The sequence below is a fragment of the Xanthomonas sp. NCPPB 4037 genome (assembly GCF_041475695.2).
In the GTDB taxonomy this organism is placed as follows: domain Bacteria; phylum Pseudomonadota; class Gammaproteobacteria; order Xanthomonadales; family Xanthomonadaceae; genus Xanthomonas; species Xanthomonas campestris.
The window spans coordinates 1,633,888-1,655,238 of record NZ_CM191261.1 but is presented as its reverse complement, the minus strand read 5'-3'; the positions used below and the strand labels follow the sequence as shown (position 1 = coordinate 1,655,238).

The following is a 21,351-nucleotide window of genomic DNA, read 5'->3' as shown; positions in this document are numbered from 1 at the left end:
GACATCGCACTTAGACCAATCCCCACTCCCGAATCCCCAATCTCCGCCCCAATGCAACTCGCCCTGTTCGATTTCGATCACACCGTGACCACCTGCGACACCTACGCGCGGTTCCTGCGCCAAGTGGCCAGCCCGGAACAGCGGGCGGCGGCACGGTGGCAGGTGGGTCCGTGGGTGGCGGGTTATCGGCTCGGGCTGGTGTCGGCGCCGCGCCTGCGCGCGCGGGTGACGCGGCTGGTGTTTACGGGCCGCGCCCTGGACGAGATGCAGACGCACGGCGCCAGCTATGCACGCACCGACCTGCCGGGCGTGTTGCGCCCGGAGGTGATGCGACGCATCGACTGGCACCAGGCCCAAGGCCATGAGGTGGTGCTGGTCTCGGGATCGCTGGACCTGTACCTGCAGCCGTGGTGCACGCAGCATGGCCTGTCGCTGATCTGCAACCGGCTGGAGCACGCGGCCGGCCGGCTCACCGGCCGCTACGCCGATGGCGATTGCGGCCCGCACAAGGCTGCGCAGATTCGCCTGTGCTACGCACTGGCGCAGTACGACTGCGTGCATGCCTATGGCGACAGCCGCGAAGACCGGCCGATGCTCGCACTGGCGCAGCAGCGCTGGTACCGCGGCCAGCAACTGCACTGACACGCCGCGTAATGCCCACCTCGCTCCCCACGCTGGTCGAACGTCTGGACCGCCTGTTGCCGCAGACCCAATGCGGCCAGTGCGGGTTCGACGGCTGTCGCCCCTATGCGCAGGCGATGGCCGAGGGCAAGGCCACGATCGACCACTGCCCGCCCGGCGGCGATGCGGGCGCGCGGGCGCTGGCGCAGGTGCTGCAGGTGCCGGCGCGCCCATATGACCGCAGCCGCGGCACCCATCTCCCCCCACAGGTGGCCTGGATCGTGGAAGCCGATTGCATCGGCTGCACCAAGTGCATCCAGGCCTGCCCCGTGGATGCCATCGTGGGCGGCGCCAAGCACATGCACACGGTGATCGCCCCGCTGTGCACCGGTTGCGAGCTATGCGTGCCGGCCTGCCCGGTGGATTGCATCGAGCTGCGTGTAGTCGGTTAAGCGCAGCGGTCGAAAACGGCCGCGCAGGTCCGCAAGCGTAGTCCGCGCCTATTCGACGGTGTCCGCGCCCTGGCCGCCAACGGCGATGCCGAGCAGACGAAATGACGGCATCGCCCAAACGCATGAACCACGCGCCCCAGGGCCCTCTGCGCCTTCGCCCCTACGTGGCAACACATCGTCAGATCCCCGAATGCCGAAGGGCACTGAGTGAAGCCGGGGGTGGCGAGACCCACATCGTTGAACGCGGTTGTTCGCCCGCTCCAGGCATCAGTATCAGCACCAGCTCCCCACCCCCGCCAGCCTGCCCGCGTCACCCCGACCGACGCCCCACACCGGCCACGTGCGCCGATCACTGTCACAGACGCTCGCCGTCCGCCCATCCCCTGACGTCAGGAACCCCCTGACGCCTCCCGCCGCATCCGTGCTGCGGACGCGCTCGTATGAGGTCAGGACTGTCATCGAGGAACGCGCCGATGCGCCTGCCCGCCGCCGTTACCAAGCTCGCCACGCTTTGCCGCCCCACACCGCCGTTGCTGCTATTGGTGCTGGCCTGCCTGCCGTTGGGCGCTGCCGCCGCGGTCACCCGCGTCGACGGCGATGCCTTCGATGGCGACAGCGGTGCGCTGCGCTACCGCGAGTCGCATTGGCTGCTCGATGACGGCGGGCGGTTGGTGCTGTACCGCTGCAAGGACGGGCAGCCATTCGCGCGCAAGCAGGTCGATGGCGGCGGCAGCGCGCCCAATTTCAGCCTGGTCGATGGCCGCGATGGTTATCGCGAAGGGGTGCGGCAGCGCGACGGCGTGCGCGAGATGTACCAACAGCTTCCGGGCAAACCGGAACGCCGCACCGCACTGCCGGCGACCGAGACGCCACGCGTGATCGATGCCGGCTTCGATGCGTATCTGCGCACGCATTGGGCCGCTCTTGGCAGCGCTGCGCAGCAGGTGGAATTCGTGGTGCCCAGCCTGCAGCGGCAACTGACGTTCCGCGTGCAACGCATCGGCGAAACCGCCGGGCAGCGCCGCTACAAGGTCAGCCTGGACGCCTGGTATGGCGCAGCGCTGCCGGCCCTGGAAGTCACCTACGCCATCGCCGACAAGCGCCTGCTCGAGTTCCGTGGCGTAGGCAATCTGCGCGATGCCAATGGCCGCTATCCGCGCGTGCGCATCGTGTTTCCCGACACACCGGCGCAGCCGGCCAACGCCGAGTCGCTGCGCCAGGCCCGCGAGCAACCGCTGGTTGCGCGATGCGACGTGCCGTGAGCACCGCCGCGCTCTTCACACCCGCCCACACGCGCTTGCGTACAACGGCCCGGGCAGCCCTTTCCCCTGCAGGAGCATCGTCATGGCCAAGGCCTATCTCTGGATCAACGCAGTGCTCTATGTCGTCCTGGCGATCTGGTGCACCCTCTCGCCAAGCAAGACCGCCACGGCGGTGGGCTACACGCAGCTGTCGCCGGCTGGCCAGTCCGAATACCTGGTCATCTATGGCGGGCTGCAGTTGGGCATGGCCTTCCTGTTCGGCTACTTCGCCTGGATCGATCAACCGCGCACCGGCCTGCTGGTCGCACTGGCGTTCTACGTGCCCATCGTGCTGTTCCGCACCGTCTCGCTTTCGCGCCTGTGGCCGGTCTCCGCGCCAACGGTGGCACTGGCGGGTGTGGAAATCCTGCTGCTGCTCGCCGCCGTGCTGCTGTGGTTCAAACACCGATGAAAGACTCTTTCGGCCCAGTCCGGTACGATCGGCGCCACCTCCGCCAACGCCCGACCGCATGAGTGCCATTCCTGGCCACGACGACGATGAGACCGGACGCCTGCTCACCGCAACGGCGGGCGGCGACCGCCACGCCTTCGAAGCGTTGTACCGGCAAACCTCGCCCAAACTGTTCGGGGTGTGCCTGCGCATGATCCCGCAGCGCGCCGAAGCCGAAGAAGTGCTGCAGGACGTGTTTACGCTGATCTGGCACAAGGCCGGGCAGTTCGACCCGAGCCGTGCGCGCGGGCTGACCTGGCTGGCGATGATTGCGCGCAACAAGGCCATCGACCATCTGCGCGCCACCGCGCCGCAGCGCCGTAACGTGACATTGGACGATGCCGGCGAACTACGCTCGGCCGACGCCTCGCCGTTGGAACGCGCCGAACGCCTCACCACGCGCCGGCGCATCGATCACTGCCTGGCCGAACTGGAACCGCCACGCAGCGAGCTGATCCGCACCGCGTTCTTCGAAGGCATCACCTACGAAGAACTGGCCGAGCGCACCGATACGCCGATTGGCACGGTCAAAAGCTGGATCCGCCGGGGTCTGGCCAAACTCAAGGCATGTCTGGAACGATGAGCACGCCCTTCCCCATCGACCAGGAACCACCCCGCGACGTGCTGGCCGGCGAGTATGTGCTGGGCCTGCTCAGCGCCGACGACCGTCTGGCCGTGGAGCAGCGCATCGCCACCGATGCGCAGTTCGCGCAGGCAGTGGCGCAATGGCAAGAACATCTGGCGCCGCTGCTGGAAGAAATCGCCGCGGTGACACCGGCCGACCAGGTCTGGATGCGCGTGCGCCAGGCACTGGGCTTCGATACACCGTTGCATGCGGTGCCCGCACCCGGCGTGCAGAGCCCGGCGCCACCGGCGGCGGTTCCGCTATGGAACAGCGTGCGCTTCTGGCGCTGGGCCAGTGCCGGTGGCCTGGCCACTGCAGCAGTCTGCGTGCTGGCCTTGCTGAGTGTGCGCACCCCGCCGACCGCGCCGCCATCTGGCCCGGTGCAGAACACGCCGATCGTTCAGACACCGCCGGCCAAGCCACCGGTCACTCCGCCGGCAACCGGCATTGCGATGACCTCCACACTGGCCACCGCCGATGGGCGCCCGGGCTATGTGGCGTTGATGGATGCCGACAAGCAGGTCATCACCGTGACGCCGCTGGATCGCACCGCCACCGCCGGCAAGGTGCCGGAATTGTGGCTGATCACCCCCGATGGCAAGGCGCATTCGATGGGTGTGTTCGACGACCAGCGTGCGCGGCGCGCGTCGATCCCGGCGCCGTTGATGCCGATGCTCAGCAACGAGGCGATCCTGGCAGTCACCCTGGAACCACCGGGTGGTGCGCCGGGCGGCGTGGCCACCGGCACCGTGGTGGCCAAGGGCGGCATCAGCACGTTGGCCATGGCGCCTTGATCGCCTGAGTGCAGCGGCATCCGTCAAAGGATGCCGCTGGCAGCGTCATTGGCGAACACGTTGCGCGCCGTCGTCCAGCAACACGGACCATGCGCACGTACGGCAAATGTTTGAGTGGACCTGCTGCACCTGCGCACCATCAGTGCCTGCCGCGCAGCCGTGCAACCGTGTTTCTTCTTCTGGCAAAGCAGACTCGTCCGCGCGCACGCGCTTTGCGCGGATGTTTTTGTGTGCGCCGCCACGCGAATCGCTTGCGCTCCCAACTGTAGACGCCGGATGCGTGCGACGATCAAGCGGACTGGTGCATCTGTTTGCCGGCAGCATCCGTAAAGGGTCCCATCCACCACGGAGAACCATGCGTGCCGAGCTCTGGACTCGACCCCCGCGTTGCACCCACGCCCCACCCCGCCACCCCGCCACAGCGCGCGGGCAAGGCCCGGCGGTTTGGCAGCCTGCGTCGCTGGGTGGATTCGCAAACCGACGAACCGTTGGACGAAGCCCGCGCGGACCGCATCGACTGGCTGCGCGCGCTGCCGTTCATCGCCTTGCATCTGGCCTGCTTTGCGGTGTTCTGGGTCGGCGCGTCGTGGTTCGCAGTGGGCATGGCCGTGGCGCTGTACGCGCTGCGCATGTTCGCGCTGACCGGTTTCTATCACCGCTATTTCTCGCACCGCGCATTCAAGACCTCGCGCGTGGTGCAGTTCGTGTTCGCCGCGATCGCCGCCACCTGCGTGCAACGTGGGCCGCTGTGGTGGGCCGCACACCATCGCAACCATCACCGGCATACCGACACCGGGCGTGACCCGCATTCGCCGGCACAGCACGGCTTCTGGTGGAGCCATACCGGCTGGTTCCTGACTCCGCGCAATTTCCGCACCGATTGGGAAGTGATTCCGGATCTGCGCCGCTTCACCGAGCTGCGATTTCTGGACCGCTTCGACATCGTGATGCCGGTGCTGCTGGCGCTGGGCCTGTACCTGCTGGGCGACTGGCTGGCGGATGCGGCGCCTGGCCTGCACACCAGTGGCGCGCAGTTGCTGGTGTGGGGCTTCGTGCTGTCCACGGTGGCGTTGTTCCATGCCACCTTCACCATCAATTCGCTAGCGCACCGCTTCGGTAGCCGGCGCTTCGACACCCGCGACGACAGCCGCAACAACTGGCTGCTGGCGCTGCTCACCTTCGGCGAGGGCTGGCACAACAACCATCATTTCTTTCCCGGCTCGGCGCGCCAGGGCGTGCGCTGGTGGGAATACGACATGACCTGGTACGGGCTAACGGTGATGTCGTGGGTGGGCCTGGTGTGGGATCTCAAACCGATGCCCGCCATGCTGACGCGACGCGCCGGACGGGTGGCGCGATGAGCGGTGGCAGGATCGCGGTGGTCGGCAGTGGAATCGCCGGCCTGGGCGCCGCATGGCTGCTATCGCGGCGTTACGAAGTGACGCTGTTCGAGGCTGCCGATTATCTCGGCGGCCACACGCACACCCACGACATCCAGCTGGAGGGCCAGCGTTACGCGGTGGACAGCGGCTTCATCGTGTTCAACCCGCAGCACTACCCCTTGCTCACCCGGTTGTTTGCTGAAATCGACGTCGCGTCGCAGTCCACCACCATGAGTTTTTCGGTGCACGACGCGCGCAGTGGGCTCGAATACAACGCCGGTTCGCTCGGCGGGCTGTTCTGCCAGCGCCGCAACCTGCTCAGCCCACGCTTCTGGGGCATGCTAGCCGACCTGCGGCGTTTTTACCGGCAGGCGCCTGCGGTACTGACCAGCGACGAGCGTTTCAGCACGCTGGGCGAGTACCTGCACCGGCACAGCTATTCGGACACCTTTCGCGACCAGCACCTGGTCCCGATGGCCTCGGCGCTGTGGTCCTCGCCCTCGCAACGCATTCTCGAATTTCCGATGGGCCAGTTGATCGGCTTCATGGCCAATCACCACATGCTGCAGATCAGCGGCCGGCCGCAATGGCAGGTGGTGCGCGGTGGTTCGTCGAGCTATGTGCGCGCGTTGCGGCGGCGTTGGCAGGTGCAGGAACGGTTGTCCACGCCGGTGCACGCCGTCCGCCGGGCCGGCAACTGCGTGGTCGTGACCTCGTTGCGCGGCGACGAGCACTTCGACGAGGTGGTACTTGCCTGCCATGCCGACGATGCATTGGCCTTGCTCAGCGATGCCACGCCTGCCGAGCAGCAGATCCTGGGCGCCATCACCTACCAGAACAACGACACCGTGCTGCACACCGATGCCAGCGTGCTGCCGCGCGACCGCCGCGCCTGGGCGGCCTGGAATGCGCATGTGCCGGCAGACCCACAGGCGCCGTGCACGGTGAGCTACTGGATGAACGCGCTGCAGTCGATCAACGCACCGCAACCGTTCATCGTCAGCCTCAATCGCGACCAGGACATCGCACCGGAGAAAGTGCTGCGCCGCATGCGCTACCGCCACCCGGTGCAGAACGCCGCCGCACTCGATGCACAGGCGCGCAAGGCACAGATCCAGGGCCAGCGGCACACCTGGTTTGCCGGCGCGGCGTGGGGCTTCGGCTTCCACGAAGACGGCCTGCGCAGCGGCGTGGACGTGGCGCATGCACTGGGAGTGCCGTGGTGACCCAGCTGCTGCGCGAAGCGATCACCGATGCCGTTCCACTGCCGCCCACCGAGGGCGGTGGTGCTGGACGGCTGCACGGCCCGTTGCGCAGCGCCATCTACACCGGCTGGGTGCGGCACCGCCGCTACGCGCCCAAGCCGCTGCAATTCCGCTACCGCCTGTTCCTGATGTATCTGGATCTGGCCGAGCTGGAGCACGTCTTTGCACGCCGCTGGCTTTGGTCGGTGGGCCGCGCGAATCTGGCGCAGTTCCGCCGCAGCGACTACCTGGGCGACCCACAGGTGCCGCTGGACCAGGCCGTGCGCGACTGCGTGCAGGCCCACACCGGCGACCGCCCGGACGGTGCGATCCGCCTGCTCACGCACCTGCGTTACTTCGGCCATGTGTTCAATCCGGTCAGCTTCTACTACTGCTTCGACCGCCACGACGGGCTGCGCTGGATCGTGGCCGAAATCACCAACACGCCCTGGCAGCAGCGCCACACCTATGTGCTGCCGGTGGCGCAGGCGCGCAGTCATCGCGATGTGCATGCGTGGCGCTTCGATAAACGCTTCCACGTGTCGCCGTTCATGGGCATGCAGCACCACTACGATTGGCGCTTCAGCGTGCCGACGGAACACTTGCGCGTGCACATGGATGTGCTGGATGCCATCGAAGCCGCGCCGCAAGCCCCTGCGCAGCAGGCGCGCCGCTTCGATGCCACGCTGGTGCTGCAGCGCCAACCGCTGACCGCAGGCACGCTGGCGCGCACGCTGCTTGGCTACCCCTTGATGACCGTGCAGGTGGTGCTGGCCATCCACTGGCAGGCACTGCGCCTGTGGCTGCGCGGCAACCCCGTCCACAATCACCCCACTCCGCCTGTGCGAGAACGCTCATGAGTGCCACCTCCCTGCCCGACACTGCCGCGCCGCGCGCGGCCTCGTGGACCGATCGGCTGTTGCGCAAGCGGCTGCTGGCCACACTGGGCGACCTGCGCGATGGGCAGCTGCAGCTGCATGAAGCCGATCGCGTCACCACGCTTGGCAATGCCAGCGGCACGCAGGCGCTGCAGACCCAGTTGCGGGTGACCGACCCGCGCTTCTATCGGCAGGCCGCGCTCAACGGCAGTGTCGGCGCCGGCGAGGCCTACATGGATGGCGATTGGCAGTGCGACGACCTGGTGACGCTGATGCGCCTGCTGCTGCGCAACCGCGACCGACTGGACGCGATGGAAACCGGCACCGCCCGCCTGGGCGGCTGGGCCATGCGCAGCCTGCATACGCTGGCGCGTAACACACGCAGCGGCAGCCGGCGCAACATCGCGGCGCATTACGACCTGGGCAACCCGCTGTTCCGGTTGTTCCTGGATGCCAACCTGATGTACTCCTCCGCCATCTTCGTCGACGGCGAAGAAGCGCAGGGCGAGGCGGCGCTCGAGCGCGCAGCCACCCGCAAGCTGGAACGCATCTGCGAAAAGCTGCGCCTGGGGCCGCAGCATCATGTGGTGGAAATCGGCACCGGCTGGGGTGGGTTTGCACTGCATGCCGCACGCGAACATGGCTGCCGCGTCACCACCACCACCATCTCGCGCGAACAGTTCGAACTGGCCACCCAGCGCATCGCCGCAGCCGGCTTGAGCGAGCGCGTGACGGTGCTGCTGCGCGATTACCGCGACCTGGAAGGCCACTACGACCGCGTGGTGTCGATCGAGATGATCGAGGCCATCGGGCACCAGTACCTGGATACCTACTTCGCCAAGGTCGGCAGCCTGCTGACCGACGAGGGCGAGGCGCTGATCCAGGCGATCACCATCGAAGACCATCGCTATGCGCAGGCACTGCGCTCGGTGGACTTCATCAAGCGGCACATCTTTCCGGGCAGCTTCATTCCCTCGGTGGCGGCCATGACCGGCGCCATCGGCCGCGCCAGCGATCTGCGCCTGTTCAATCTGGAAGACATCGGCCCCAGCTATGCACTGACCCTGCGTGCATGGCGGCAGCGCTTCATGGCGCAACTGCCGCAGGTGCGCGCACTGGGCTACGACGAGCGCTTCATCCGCATGTGGGAATTTTATCTGGCCTATTGCGAAGCCGGTTTTCTGGAACGCTCGATCGGCGATGTGCATCTGTGGTTGAGCAAGCCGGGCGCACGTCCGCCGCAGTTCGTACCCGGGTTGAGCAGCGCCGCATGAAGCAGCTGGGCAACTACGTCGGCTTGCAGGTGCTGTGGCTGGTGGCGGTCAGCTCAGCCGCGCGTGGGCGGGTGTGGCCCACGCTGCTGGCGTTGGCGCTGTTTGCGCTCTACCAGCTGTGGCCCACGCGGCGCGCGCGTGGCGACTGGCAGTTGCTGCTGGCCGCCATCGCACTGGGGCTGTTGCTGGACACCACACTGGCCGCAGGCGACTGGGTGCGCTACGCCGCGCCGTGGCCGGGCAGCGTGCTCGCACCTGCGTGGATCCTGGCGCTCTGGCTGGGATTTGCGCTGACGCTCAATCATTCACTGGCAACGGTCATGCAGCGCCCCTGGCTGGCGGTTGTGCTGGGCGCGGTCTTCGGGCCGCTGTCGTACTGGCTGGCCGAGCGCAGCTGGCAGGCCATCGAATTGCTGGCACCGCAGCGCAACGCGCTGCTGGCGCTGGCGATTGGCTGGGGCGCGGCCTGCGGCCTGCTCTCGCTGTATGCCCGCCGCCTGGCACGCCCCGCCTTTGAAACCATCACTGGAGACCCGCAATGACTGTCTGGCCGCTGCTGCATGTCGGCGTGTTCGCCGCCGTGGTGATGGTGTTGGGTTGGCTGTGGCAACGCCGCAGTGGCAACGCCGGCCCGGTGGACGTGTTATGGGCGGGCTGCCTGGCGGTTGCCGCGCCTTACTGCGCGTGGATGTCCGATGGCGCGCTGCTGCCACGCGTGCTGGTGGCGGTGCTCGGCGGCGTATGGGGCGCACGGCTTGCCTGGCACCTGGGCGTGCGTGTGTTCGGCGACCCCCACGAGGATGGTCGCTACCGCGCCCTGCGTGAGCACTGGAACGGCGATCAACGCAAGTTCCTGGGCTTTTTCCTGGCCCAGGCGGTGGTGGTGGTGCTGTTCTCGGTGCCGTTCCTGGCCGCGGCCAGCAACCCGAACCCGGCATGGAGCCTGTGGAGCAGCCTGGCGATTGTGGTGTGGTTGATCGCCGTCGGCGGCGAGGCGCTGGCCGACCGGCAGTTGTCTGCGCACAAGGCCAACCCGGCCAATCGCGGCAAGACGTGTCGCACCGGGCTCTGGCGCTATTCGCGGCATCCCAATTACTTCTTCGAATTCGTGCATTGGTTTGCTTATCTGGCCTTGGCGGTCGGTGCGGGGCCGGGGCCGGTGGCGCTGTGTGCGCTGGGCCCGGTGGTGATGTTCGTGTTCCTGTATCGCTTCACCGGCATCCCCTATACCGAGCAGCAGGCACTGCGCTCGCGTGGCGAGGACTACGCCCAGTACCAACGCAGCACCAGCGCATTTTTCCCGTTCCCCCCTTCGTCCTGATTCGCCTGGAGAGTCGCATGTCCACCGTTACCATCCCGCCCTCCGCGCATCCCGAAGAAGGCTTTGCCACCCGCCTGGCCGAATCCGGCGTGCTGCCCGATGCCGCGTTGCGTTACGGCATCCGCCGACTATGCGCGCAGCGCCTGCTGGACGAACGCCGCGATGGCGCCGATGCCAGCGGCGAGCGCCAGCGAGCCTTCATCGACAGCCTGCGCGGCAGCGCCATCGCGATCGAAACCGATGCCGCCAATCGCCAGCACTACGAGCTGCCGCCGCAGTTCTTCACCCTGTGCCTGGGGCGACGCCTGAAATACAGCAGCTGCTACTGGGACGCGACCACGCCGGACCTGGACGCGGCCGAACTGCGCATGCTGGCGTTGTACGGCGAGCGCGCCGAGCTGGCCGATGGCCAGCGCATCCTGGAGCTGGGCTGCGGTTGGGGCTCGCTCACCTTGTGGATGGCCGAGCGCTATCCGACTGCCAGCATCACCGCGGTGTCCAATTCGCGGCCGCAGCGCGCGCATATCCTCGAACAGTGCCGCGTGCGCGGCTTGAGCAACGTGCAGGTCATCACCGCCGACGTCAATGCGCTGGCACTGCCCACCGACAGCTTCGATCGCGTGGTCTCGGTAGAAATGTTCGAGCACATGCGCAACTACCGCGAGCTGCTGTCGCGGATCGGCAGCTGGCTGGCACCGGGCGGCAAGCTGTTCGTGCATATCTTCTGCCACCGCGACCTGGCCTACCCGTTCGAAGTGGCCGGCGAAGACAACTGGATGGGGCGGCACTTCTTCACCGGCGGGCTGATGCCGGCGGCCGATACGCTGCTGCAGTTTCAGCAGGATGTGGTGATCGAACAACGCTGGGTGTTGTCCGGCGAGCATTACGAAAAGACCGCCAATGCCTGGCTGGAAAACCAGGACCGGCACCGCGAACAGATCATGCCGCTGCTGCGGCAGACCTACGGCGAGGATGCACAGCGCTGGTGGCAGCGCTGGCGCATGTTCTGGCTGGCCTGCGCGGAGCTGTTCGGCTACGACGAAGGCCGCGAATGGGGCGTGGCGCATTACCGCTTCGCCAAGCGCTGACCGACGCCGGTTGACCAGCTCGGTCAGTCGGCAGTCACGCTGCCGACCGGCCAGCAGCGCGATGCCGCAGCACCGCGCGCAGTGATGCCGCGGCGAATCAGCTCGTTGCTGCGGTGACCACGATCTCCACTTTCCACTCCGGGCGCGCCAGCTTGGCTTCCACGGTGGCGCGTGCCGGGGTGAAGCCGTGCGGCACCCACTCGTCCCAGGCCTTGTTCATGCCGTCGAAATCGGCGATGTCGGCAAGAAAGATTTCCGCACGCAGGATCTTGGTCTTGTCGCTGGCGGCCATCGCCAGCAGCTTGTCGATCTCGGCCAGCACCTGACGGGTCTGCCCGGTGATGTCTTCGCTGGTGTCGTCGGCAATCTGCCCGGCGAGGTAGCACACGCCGCCATGGACGGTCATTTCGGACATACGCGGGCCGGTATCGAATCGCTGCAGCATCTTCAGGCTTCCTACGGTTGGTTGACCGGGGCATTGTCACGCGAATGCGATGAACGTGCAGCGCGTGCCAGCCAACTGCCCACCAGCGTTAACCAGATCACGATCAGCACGATGGCAGTCTTCTGGCTGATGCCGCGTGGCGCGGTGTGCACGCTGACGTTGAACAGCAACACCGCAAACGCCACCAGGCCCAGGCCGAAGGCCGGCACGAAGCGGCTGCGCCAGCGTGGGTCGTTGCGGAAATACCACGACTGCAGCAGCAGCCCGGCAATCACGCATAGAAACGCGGCCTGCGCGGACAACAGATGCACCATCAACGCCGCGTTCGGCGCCAGCGTCGGCATCCAGCTGTCGCCGATCGAGACTGCGCTCAGGCCCAGTGCCGCGGCCCAGAACAAGCCCAGCACGGTGCGGCTGCGCGCGTTTGGCATCAGCGCGGCATGCAGGCCCAGCGCCAACCACGCCATGCTCGCGGCCAGCACGCAATAAGCGGTGCGCAGTACCAACCCGTAGGGCCCGTGCAGATACAGGCTCAGTTGCGCGCCCACCCAGTCCAGGTCGGCGCGCGCCAGTTGCAGGGTCAGCACCAGCACGACGAATGCCACGCCAACCACGGCGGCGGTGCTGCCGGCATGCGCGCTCCAGCGCGGCGGCGCGCCTGGCACGGCCTGTGCATCAGCTCCCCTGCCTTGCGCCACCTCACGCTTCAACATCCTGTCTGCACCTTCACTGCATCGCTTTGCATCGTTTCGTTCCAACCGCACGCATGCGCCCGTTTGGCCTATGATGCGCGCGGCCGTCCAGGGCCGACAATGTGTCGGCCCGATCGAACCCTGTGTTCACCCTCCACCGGCGCCCACGCGACCACGCTGCATGCACTCCCACGCTGTCCGGCCCATGCAGATCCTTCGCACTTGCTGCCTCCGCGGCGCGTGCGCACTCCCCTCCTTTCAGCAGATCCCGTTGCCCCCATGACGGATACCCCCGTGTCTTCCGAAGCCACCGCCAGCGGCTGGCGCCGTGCGCTGCCCGTGATCATCAGCCTGGCGATCCTGGCCATGGCGCTGCACGCGCTGTCCTCGCAATTCACCGATCACGGCTACCGCCAGATCCGGCAGGCGTTCCGCGCACTCGGCGCCGGCCAGATCGCACTCACCTTGCTGCTTGGCCTGAGCAGCTATGCGTGCCTGGTGGGCTTCGACTGGGTGGGCCTCAAGCGCACCGGCAAGCGCCTGCATCCGGCGCGGGTGGGCATCACCGCCTTCATGGCGCACGCGGTGGGGCAGACACTGGGCTTTGCGGCGCTCACCGGCGGCGCGGTGCGCCTGCGCGGCTACGGCAGCGTGGGGCTGACCCTGGCCGAGATCGGCCAGGTGGTGCTGATGAGCACGCTGGGCTTCATCTTCGGCGCCTGGGTGCTGCTCGGCATTGCGCTGATGCTCGAACCCGAAGCGGCCGCGCGTGCGCTACCGATTGCCGCTGAAGGCATCCGCATCGCCGGCATCGCGCTGTTGGCCGGTTACCTGGCGATGCTGGTGCTGGTGGGCCGGCACGGGCGCGAATTCGGCATCCGCAGCCATCGCTTCTGGCTGCCCGACCGCACCACCGTGCTGGGCGTGACAGCGCTCAGCGTGGTCGAACTGGGCCTGGCCGCTGCAGCGTTCTACGTGCTGCTGCCGCCTGATCCGGGCACCGGCTACTTCGGCTTCATCGGCATCTGGCTGGTGGCGGTGGTGGCCGGGCTGATCTCCACCGTGCCGGCCGGCCTTGGCGTGTTCGAGTGGAGCCTGCTCAAGCTGCTGCCGCATGTCACCCCGGCGGCGGTGCTAGCGGCCGCGCTGGCGTACCGGGTCACGTATTACATCGTGCCGCTGCTGATCTCGGTGGCCATGGCGGCGGCCACCGGCCTGCGTGCACCGGTGCGCGCCAGTGCCAGCACCGCGCGCACGGTGTGGAAGACCTTGCGGCCGTGGCTGCCGCAGATCCTGGCCTTGGCGGTGTTTGCGGTAGGTGCGGCGCTGGTGATCGACGGCACCCTGCCCACGCCACGCGCACGTCAGGAGGTGGCGCCGCTGCCGCTGATCGAGACCTCGCACCTGCTGGTCAGCCTGGGCGGCATGCTGCTGTTGCTGATTGGCCAGGGCCTGCAACGCCGCAGCCATTCGGCCTGGGTGCTGGCACTGGGCGTGTGCGTGTTGCTGCCGCCGCTGTCGCTGCTGCGCGGCAGCCATATCTCGGTGTCGTTGTCGGCCGCACTGGCCGCAGTGGCCTTGTGGGCGGCGCGGCGGGAGTTCTATCGCCAGGGCGCGCTGCTGGACGAAGCCTGGTCGTGGCGCTGGCTGAGCAATCTGGGGCTGGTGCTGGTGGCCACGTTCTGGCTGCTGTTCTTCGTCTACAGCCATGTCGAATACAGCAACGACCTGTGGTGGCAGTTCGCCACCTCGGCCAATGCGCCGCGTGCGCTGCGTGCGCTGCTGATCCTGTGCGTGGGCGTGATCCTGTTCGGCACGGCACGCCTGTTGCGCGGCGGTCGCCGGCCAATGCCGCCAGCCGATGCGCAAGCCTTGCAGGCCCTGGCACCGGTGCTGGCCAGCAGCGCCGACACCCAGGCCTGCCTGGCGCTCACCGGCGACAAGGCGTTCCTGCGTGATGAGAAGGGCCTGGGCTTTGTGATGATGCAGCGCTACGGCGGCTCGCTGATCTCGATGGGCGACCCGGTCGGGCCGCCGGAGGTGGCGCGCGCGCTGATCTGGCGCTTCCGCGAAGAGGCCGACCACATGGGCCTGCGCCCGGTGTTCTACCAGGTGGGCGAGAAATACTGGCAGACCTATCTGGACATGGGCCTGACCCTGGTCAAGCTGGGCGAAGAAGCCATCGTGCCGCTGGAGGGCTTCACCCTGGAAGGCCGCGACCGCGCCGACCTGCGCCAGGCCTGGAACCGCGGCAAGCGCGGCGGCCTGAGCTTCCGCATGCTGCAGCCCGAGCAGGTGGATGCGGTGATGGCAGCGCTGGGCGAGGTCTCCGAGCAATGGCTGGACGAAAAGGCCGGCGAAGAGAAAGGCTTCTCGCTGGGCAGTTTCGACCCGGACTACCTGCGCCGGTTTCCGGTGGCGGTTGCCGAGGCGGAAGGCAAGATCGTGGCGTTCGCCAATGTGTGGTGCGCGCCGGCCGGCGGCGAGTTGTCGGTGGACCTGATGCGGCACAGCGCGCAGGCACCCAAGGGCACCATGGATTTCCTGTTTATCGAGCTGTTCCTGTGGGGCCACGCCAACGGCTACACGCGCTTCTCGCTGGGCATGGCACCGCTGTCGGGCCTGGCCGAGCATCGGCTGGCTGGTCGCTGGAACCGCTTCGCCAGCCTGGTGGCGCGGCACGGCGAACGCTTCTATGGCTTCAGCGGGCTGCGCCGCTTCAAATCCAAGTTTGCACCGACCTGGCGCCCGCGCTATCTGGTGGCGCCCGGCGGTATGCATCTGCCCGCCGCCTTGCTGGATGTCACCCGGCTGATCTCGGTAGACCCGGGCCGGCAGGACTGACGCGATACCTGACCCACGCACCGCGTGCGATCACGCGGTGCGCGGATGGGCTGTCTTGCTCGGTTATGGTTTCGACAGCGCGTGCAGCTGTTCCATGATTACCTTGGCCAGGGTTGCGTAATCGCCCTTGAAGTGATGATCGCCCGGCAGCATGACGCGCTTGGCCGTCTCCGCCGGCAGGCTTGGGCACAGCGCGTCCTCATCGTCCTGGCCGTAGATGCACACGGTGGTGCCAGGCGGCAGGCGCTGCACTTCCGGGGCGATCGGCAAGCCGTCGTCGTCCGACCCCAGCCAGTTGCTGACATGGAACTCGTAGTCGGCCAGCTTGCCAACCGACAACAGCGCGGTCATGCGCAGGTTTTGCTTGGTGGGTGCGGGCAGTTTGTTGATGGCCGCCGGCAGCACGTCGGCACCTTGCGAGAAGCCGATCAGCACCACCCGCCGGCGCTGCCAACGCTGCGCATAGAACCGCGCGATGCGGTCCAGGTCGGTGGCGAATCCTTGCGGCGTGCGTTCGCTCCAGAAGTAGCGCAGCGAGTCCAGGCCGACCACCGGAATGCCCTGCGCCACCAGCGCATCGGCAACCTCCTCGTCCAGCCCCGCCCAGCCGCCGTCACCGGAGACGAAGATGGCGAAGGTGTCGTCGTCGTTGTCGCCATCGCCCCGGGCCGGCAGTTCGACCACGGGCAGGTCTTCCAGGCCACCCGGCGGTGGCGGCAAGGCCACGCCTTTCTGCTCGCCCAGCGAGCGCGCCGCTGCGCGTAGCCCCGGCAAAATATCGCCCTGCTTGGAGCGCCGGAATGTCTGGGCCTGCGGAATTTGTTTGAGGAAGGCATCTTCGGCAGCGGACGGGCAGCGCGTGCCCTGGCTGCTGGCAAGCACCCACGGAATCTGCAACGGCGCCGGCACCAGGCTGTTGCTGCCCGGGCGCACGCCCGGCTGGCAGATTGCCTGATCGGACACCGCCGCCGGGCACAGGCCGTCGGTCAGCACGCCGGCGAGCGTGTGCGGCCTGGCCTGCGCGGCGATCGCGTAGGCCAGTGCGGCGCCTTCGCCATCGCCCACCAGCAGCGGCAGCCGATAGGTGGGGATGTGATAGAAGGCCTGCAGGTAGCGCGAGAAATTCTCCACATCGCCCACTGAGAACGCGCAGGTGCCGCCATCCTTGCGCACCACGTCATACAGATGCGTGGTGTCCACCAGCGCCACCATTGCACCGTCGGCACGCAGCGCCTCGGCCTGGGCCTTACGGGTGGCCGTATTGTCGTTGCCAGCCAGCCAGATCACCACGCGTTGTGGCTCGCCCTTGGGCATCAGCACCGGAATCTGCTCGAAACGCCCGTGGCTGACCGCCTGCGGTGCCTGTGCGGCGGCCATGCCGGAGAGCGCCACTGCCGCCGCGCCGCAAAGCGCGCTCCACATCTCAAGTCGTCGCATGTCGCACCATCGGGAAGAGTGGGCCAAAGATAATCGTTCCACGTGCTGCCGCGAAGCGCGTTGCTTCGCTCACGGCGCAGCCGCAGGCTGGCGTGCTTGCCAGGCGGCCAACGCGGCGCGGTAACGCGCCAGCTCCTCGGCGTACAGGTCATGCACGCACAGGGGGCAACCGCTCTCGCAGCACTCGTTGGGGCCCGGCGGTTGCGGCGGCTGCGGGCGTGGATCGTGGTGAGAAGAAGCGCCGTCGTGCATGCGGCAAGTGTACCGCGCACGCTGGCTGGGCCTTGGAACGCTCACTCAACGGAGCGCGCAATTGTCAGGCGGGTGCGGACAGCGCGGCGGAAGCGAAGCGTGCAGGGGAATGAGGATTTTGAGTGCAGCCCGCGCCCGCCCGGAGGCTGCGCAATCGTGTTGCTCGCTGCGTTTGGCCTAGCGGCCCAGCCGCCGGCGCAGGTTGGCACGCGCGGCGGCATCGCAGCGCGCGTGGAAGTCATCGCTGAGGAAGATGCGCGGGCGCTTGAGCAGCCCGGCCAGGAAGCGGCCGCGGTTGAGCCGGAACAGCAGGCTGGGCACCACCCCACGGTATTCCTCGGCAATTCCGCGGTCGTAGGCGTCGAAGACCTCGGCCGGCGCGGCAAGAATGGCCATATCGCAATCCAGGAACAGCGCCGCGTCGGCATCCACGTCCTCCGGCTGCAGCTGGCCATGCCGGGCGGTGAGCAGGATCAGCGCCTGGACCCGGGCCAGGTCCACCGGCGCCTGCGGCCACCATTGCGGAATACAGGCCAGCGCCCACTCGGCCGAGCGGGCTTCGTTGTCGCTGCGGCCGGGCACGTACACCGCATCGTGGAACAGCACCGCCAGCCACACTTCCACCGGCTGCTGCCATCCTGGCCCCGCCGCAACCTCGGCGTAATGCTGCAGCACGGCCCGCACGTGGCCGAAGTGGTGGTAGGCGCGCGGCGGCGTGGCATAGGCCTGTTCAAGCGCGGCCAGATGGTCAGGCGATAACGGAAGCGGTGTGGAGTCCATGCGCGCAGGCTAACGCGTTGATGCCGGCGTGCACATCAGCGCAGTGACCAGCGGCCTTCGATCTGATAGCGCGACTGGCCAAGAAAGCTGCGCACCAGGGCGAAGTCGGTGACGGTCCAGCGCAACGGGTGGCAGCGACGTTGCGGCAGCGCCTGATTGCAGTAGAGCAAGGTCATGTGCGGGGTGTATTGCGCATCGCCGGCAATGCCCACGTGCGCCAGCTGCCGGCCCAGCGCGCCTTGCAGGTCGTACAGCCCGCGCACCTGCTCTTCGCCACGCAACACGCACGGCAGTTGCGAGCGGCGTCCACCGAATGTGCCGACACGGTCGAACTCCACCTCGAATGGTTGCTGCGCCACGCGTTCTGCGGCCTGGCTGGCACGCGCCACCAGCGATGGTGGCAGGCCGCCGGCGTAATCGCCCAGATGATGCAAGGTGACATGCAAGCGCTCCGGCGCCAGCAGCTTGCCTTCGACCAGCCCGGCCTGCAGCAGCGCACTGCCGATCTGTGCGGCATGCGTGGCAGTGGCGGCATCGGCCATCACCGCAAAAAACAGGCGCTCGGTGGTCTTTTCTTCGCCCAGGCCCAGCGACAGCTGCGCTTCGGCGGAGGACAGGTACAGGAACTGCTGCTGCATGGGATCAATCCACGACCGCGGGCGCCGGCCTGCCTGAACAAGGGCGGCGGATACTAGCAGAACCGCTCACGCTGCAGAACACAGGGCGTGTTGGTGCTTGCTAATGACAGCGCTGATGCTGGGTGACTGCGGTCGTCGTTGCATCGACACGCGCAATGTAGACGATGCGACGTGCTACATCGCCTGCGTCACCCAAGTCGAGCGCCTACGCACCGTGCATCGACAAAGTGATGCGGGCCATATGCCACACATTGCCCGTAGCACTGCATATGGATGCGCCCCTGCTCCACAGCCGTTTGCCCGCTGAGTGTGGTGCGTTGGTCCAGCGCGTCCAGGTACTCGGTAATTGCGGTGCACTCGGCGATGAAGGTGCGCTCGTGCCACGTAATAACTCCATACAACTCAACAACACCACACAAAAAGAAACGGGCAGCTCGCGCTACCCGTTTCCGCCTCTATCGTTTACTTCCCGAAGCTGCGCCATGCGGTGCATCCGGTCACGCTGTCGTATTACGCAGCGCTCTTCATCGCGTGCTTGCGGTTGCGCATGACGTCATGGCAAGCGCGCACTTCCGGCAGCAGGCGCAGCGCGGCGTCGCGTGCGGCAGCCGGGGTGTCCTGGTCGGCGATGGTTTCGTCAAACGCCTTCAACAGGCGGTCTTCGGATTCTTCCAGCTCGGCCACGTAGCCGTACTTGGTGTCGCCCAGCGTGGCGCGCACCTTGCCGTAGAACTGCTGCATGCTGCCGACCATGGTGCCGTGGGTTTCCGGCTTGCCGCCAACCGAGGCAACCACGCTGCTCAGGTTGCTGACGATGTCGGACTTCACGCCTGCAATGCGGCGGAACAGCGTTGCCAGTTCGGCATCGCCCACCTTGCTTGCGGCTTCTTCGTAGAAGTCCTTGCCGTCGCGGGAAATGGCGATCAGGTCGTTGAGGCTATGCTCGGTCTTGCTCTGGATGCTCATATGTCACTCCTGTGTTGCAGGTGGTCCAGCGCTGCGCACGCTCGTTACTGTCATGCGCTGCGGCGGAAGAAAGGGGTTTCAATCATTCCGTGTCACTGCGGTATCGCTGCGTACGGCCTCATCCTGGTCTTGCCGCCATAAGCCGTGTGTGAGTGATTGCCCCGCTGTCCTCACGCGGCCGTGCCTGCCATGAACATCGATTCATTCAATGCAAGCGGCCTGGACTGAAGTGATTACGTCAGCCGTTCTTGGGCAATTTGCTGGCCCACATGTTGTCGACCAGATTGGGATAGCGCCGCCCCGCCGCATCGGCGCGCGCCTTGGCTGCAGCCTTCTGTGCATCGCTCAACGGCGTGCTGCCGGTACGACGCTTGGGCGCTGCACGCGTCCAGGGTGGTGGAGTCGGAGTGGTCACCGCGGCACGCTCACTGTGTTGGAAACCAGCGGTCTCGGCAGCGCGCCGTGAGCTAGCCGTGCAGCGCTACATGTGCGCGTTTGCAACTGAGCGGCGCCATATCGCATGCAGCGCCGCTGCGACTTAGAGCAGCTATCAAAACGACTGCGCAGCCGCCAGGTTTTGTTAGACGCTCTTAGTAGCTGGCTGCCAGCGCGCGCTGGCGACGTTCCTGCCACACCGCGCAGCTGTAGACCAACAAACCGCCCAGTGCGGTGGCCGCACCGACATAGCCGGTGGAGGTCCAGCCCCACCCCGCCGTGATCGCCATGCCCCCCAGCCACGGCCCCAAGGCGTTGGCGGTGTTGAACGCGGCATGGTTGGACGCGGCGGCCAGGGTTTGCGCTTCTGCGGCCACGTCCATCAACCGGGTCTGCAGGGCCGGTGCCAGTGCGCCCATGGTGCCGACCGCCACGATCGACACGAACACCCAACTGCTCGACAACGCCGCCAACGGGAAGGTCAACATCACCACGATCGACCACACCAGCAACACCGGCACCGCGCGGAACTGCATGCGGTCGAACAACCACCCGCCAAGAATGCTGCCGAGCACGCCGCCTACGCCGAAGGCCGCCATGGCCAGCGGAATGCGCGCAGGCGCCACACCGGTCACGGCGGTGAGCGTGGGCGCCAGATAACTGAAGACGCAGAACATGCCGGAAAAACCTACCGCGCCAATTGCCAGCGCAAACCACACCTGCGGCTGATTGAACGCGCGCATCTCGCGCAGGGGTTGCTGGCGCGGTTCGTCCGGTGCCGGTGGCAGCAACACCGCAACTGCCGCGACCGTGCCCAACGCAATCACCGACACCGCCGCATACGCCCAACGCCAGCTCAGGCTCTGGCCAAGCCAGGTGGCCAACGGGTTGCCGACCAGCAGCGCCACGCTCAGGCCCAGCAACACGCGCCCCACCGCAGTGGCGCGCTGGTTGGGCGGGCTGATCGACGCCGCCACCAACGAGGCCACACCGAAATACGCCCCATGCGGCAAGCCGGCAATGAAGCGACACAGCAACATGGTGTGGTAGCTCGGCGCCAATGCGCTGGCGAGGTTGCCCAGCGCATAGAACACCATCAGCAGCAGCAACAAGGTCCGTCGCGGCCAGCGCGCACCCAGGATCGCCAGCAGCGGCGCACCCACCACCACACCCAGGGCGTACGCGCTGATCACATGCCCCACCTGCGGCTCGCTGATGTGCAGCCCGTGCGCAATCTGCGTCATCAGGCCCATCGTGGAGAACTCGCTGATGCCGATGGCAAACCCGCCCATCGCCAGTGCCAGCAAGATCAGCACGTAGTCGCGGCGAGGCACGCGCGGCGTTGAAGCATCGTTGGAAGACATGCCCGGGTCCACAATGGCGAGCCGCCCATTATTGTGCAATGCAGCATCTAGCGAAAGGCGCGCCATC

23 protein-coding genes are annotated in these 21,351 nt (G+C 67.1%); 14 read left to right on the top strand and 9 right to left on the bottom strand.

The features are described 5' to 3' along the window. The first annotated feature begins 51 nt into the window (after positions 1-51). From ACCQ01_RS07430 to ACCQ01_RS07370, 13 genes are all read left to right on the top strand, one after another. On the top strand, positions 52-642 hold the full coding sequence (locus ACCQ01_RS07430) for an HAD family hydrolase (protein ID WP_228432598.1): 591 nt from the start codon (positions 52-54) through the stop codon (positions 640-642). 11 nt (positions 643-653) lie between these two features. Beyond that, on the top strand, positions 654-1,073 hold the full coding sequence (gene rnfB / locus ACCQ01_RS07425; protein WP_011036529.1) for an Rnf electron transport complex subunit RnfB: 420 nt from the start codon (positions 654-656) through the stop codon (positions 1,071-1,073). A gap of 473 nt (positions 1,074-1,546) precedes the next feature. Next, complete coding sequence (locus ACCQ01_RS07420) at positions 1,547-2,335, top strand: hypothetical protein (protein ID WP_228432599.1); 789 nt, start codon at positions 1,547-1,549, stop codon at positions 2,333-2,335. Between the two features lie 82 nt (positions 2,336-2,417). Then, entirely contained in the window at positions 2,418-2,786 is a 369-nt protein-coding gene (locus ACCQ01_RS07415; RefSeq protein ID WP_014507208.1) for a DUF4345 family protein, read from the top strand. A 58-nt stretch (positions 2,787-2,844) separates the two neighbouring features. Next, positions 2,845-3,408, top strand: a complete 564-nt coding sequence (locus ACCQ01_RS07410; protein WP_115539931.1) for a sigma-70 family RNA polymerase sigma factor — start codon at positions 2,845-2,847, stop codon at positions 3,406-3,408. Then, the gene (locus ACCQ01_RS07405; protein WP_228432600.1) at positions 3,405-4,244 is read left to right on the top strand and encodes an anti-sigma factor; all 840 of its coding nucleotides are present in this window, start codon (positions 3,405-3,407) and stop codon (positions 4,242-4,244) included. Before ACCQ01_RS07410 ends, ACCQ01_RS07405 begins: the two co-directional genes overlap by 4 nt. A gap of 359 nt (positions 4,245-4,603) precedes the next feature. Further along, positions 4,604-5,605 (top strand): acyl-CoA desaturase, encoded by a 1,002-nt coding sequence (locus ACCQ01_RS07400; RefSeq protein WP_228432601.1) that lies wholly within the window; start codon positions 4,604-4,606, stop codon positions 5,603-5,605. Further along, the gene (locus tag ACCQ01_RS07395; RefSeq protein ID WP_228432602.1) at positions 5,602-6,852 is read left to right on the top strand and encodes an NAD(P)/FAD-dependent oxidoreductase; all 1,251 of its coding nucleotides are present in this window, start codon (positions 5,602-5,604) and stop codon (positions 6,850-6,852) included. Before ACCQ01_RS07400 ends, ACCQ01_RS07395 begins: the two co-directional genes overlap by 4 nt. Further along, complete coding sequence (locus ACCQ01_RS07390) at positions 6,846-7,730, top strand: DUF1365 domain-containing protein (protein WP_228432603.1); 885 nt, start codon at positions 6,846-6,848, stop codon at positions 7,728-7,730. Before ACCQ01_RS07395 ends, ACCQ01_RS07390 begins: the two co-directional genes overlap by 7 nt. After that, positions 7,727-9,022 carry an SAM-dependent methyltransferase gene (locus ACCQ01_RS07385; RefSeq protein WP_011036521.1) on the top strand — a complete coding sequence of 432 codons (1,296 nt, stop codon included), beginning with the start codon at positions 7,727-7,729 and terminating at the stop codon, positions 9,020-9,022. The genes ACCQ01_RS07390 and ACCQ01_RS07385 overlap by 4 nt, the downstream gene beginning before the upstream one ends. Next, positions 9,019-9,564, top strand: coding sequence for a DUF2878 domain-containing protein (locus tag ACCQ01_RS07380; RefSeq protein WP_228425922.1), 546 nt, complete (start codon positions 9,019-9,021; stop codon positions 9,562-9,564). Before ACCQ01_RS07385 ends, ACCQ01_RS07380 begins: the two co-directional genes overlap by 4 nt. After that, the gene (locus ACCQ01_RS07375) at positions 9,561-10,343 is read left to right on the top strand and encodes a DUF1295 domain-containing protein (protein ID WP_228432604.1); all 783 of its coding nucleotides are present in this window, start codon (positions 9,561-9,563) and stop codon (positions 10,341-10,343) included. Before ACCQ01_RS07380 ends, ACCQ01_RS07375 begins: the two co-directional genes overlap by 4 nt. Positions 10,344-10,360: 17 nt before the next feature. Further along, complete coding sequence (locus tag ACCQ01_RS07370) at positions 10,361-11,431, top strand: SAM-dependent methyltransferase (RefSeq protein ID WP_103699928.1); 1,071 nt, start codon at positions 10,361-10,363, stop codon at positions 11,429-11,431. A 97-nt stretch (positions 11,432-11,528) separates the two neighbouring features. Here ACCQ01_RS07370 and ACCQ01_RS07365 read toward each other — a convergent pair whose 3' ends face one another. Together ACCQ01_RS07365 and ACCQ01_RS07360 are read right to left on the bottom strand one after the other, a co-directional pair. Next, complete coding sequence (locus ACCQ01_RS07365) at positions 11,529-11,876, bottom strand: RidA family protein (RefSeq protein ID WP_014507198.1); 348 nt, start codon at positions 11,874-11,876, stop codon at positions 11,529-11,531. 11 nt (positions 11,877-11,887) lie between these two features. After that, positions 11,888-12,589 (bottom strand): DUF998 domain-containing protein, encoded by a 702-nt coding sequence (locus ACCQ01_RS07360; protein WP_228432605.1) that lies wholly within the window; start codon positions 12,587-12,589, stop codon positions 11,888-11,890. Between the two features lie 258 nt (positions 12,590-12,847). Here ACCQ01_RS07360 and mprF point away from each other — a divergent pair, with 258 nt between their 5' ends. Next, entirely contained in the window at positions 12,848-15,412 is a 2,565-nt protein-coding gene (gene mprF / locus ACCQ01_RS07355; protein WP_228432606.1) for a bifunctional lysylphosphatidylglycerol flippase/synthetase MprF, read from the top strand. Between the two features lie 63 nt (positions 15,413-15,475). Here mprF and ACCQ01_RS07350 read toward each other — a convergent pair whose 3' ends face one another. The 7 genes from ACCQ01_RS07350 to ACCQ01_RS07320 form a co-directional block, all read right to left on the bottom strand. Further along, positions 15,476-16,849 carry a virulence factor gene (locus ACCQ01_RS07350; protein WP_228432607.1) on the bottom strand — a complete coding sequence of 458 codons (1,374 nt, stop codon included), beginning with the start codon at positions 16,847-16,849 and terminating at the stop codon, positions 15,476-15,478. 69 nt (positions 16,850-16,918) lie between these two features. Then, positions 16,919-17,101 (bottom strand): oxidoreductase-like domain-containing protein, encoded by a 183-nt coding sequence (locus ACCQ01_RS07345; protein WP_012438846.1) that lies wholly within the window; start codon positions 17,099-17,101, stop codon positions 16,919-16,921. A 177-nt stretch (positions 17,102-17,278) separates the two neighbouring features. Next, positions 17,279-17,881: an HD domain-containing protein gene (locus ACCQ01_RS07340; protein WP_115530064.1), complete on the bottom strand. Its 603-nt coding sequence runs from the start codon at positions 17,879-17,881 to the stop codon at positions 17,279-17,281. A 35-nt stretch (positions 17,882-17,916) separates the two neighbouring features. Further along, positions 17,917-18,519, bottom strand: a complete 603-nt coding sequence (gene thpR / locus ACCQ01_RS07335; protein WP_228432608.1) for an RNA 2',3'-cyclic phosphodiesterase — start codon at positions 18,517-18,519, stop codon at positions 17,917-17,919. A gap of 510 nt (positions 18,520-19,029) precedes the next feature. Then, positions 19,030-19,485, bottom strand: coding sequence for a PA2169 family four-helix-bundle protein (locus ACCQ01_RS07330; protein WP_011036511.1), 456 nt, complete (start codon positions 19,483-19,485; stop codon positions 19,030-19,032). A gap of 238 nt (positions 19,486-19,723) precedes the next feature. Beyond that, complete coding sequence (locus ACCQ01_RS07325) at positions 19,724-19,900, bottom strand: hypothetical protein (RefSeq protein WP_228432609.1); 177 nt, start codon at positions 19,898-19,900, stop codon at positions 19,724-19,726. A 175-nt stretch (positions 19,901-20,075) separates the two neighbouring features. After that, positions 20,076-21,284, bottom strand: coding sequence for an MFS transporter (locus ACCQ01_RS07320; protein ID WP_040942359.1), 1,209 nt, complete (start codon positions 21,282-21,284; stop codon positions 20,076-20,078). Positions 21,285-21,351 lie beyond the last annotated feature (67 nt).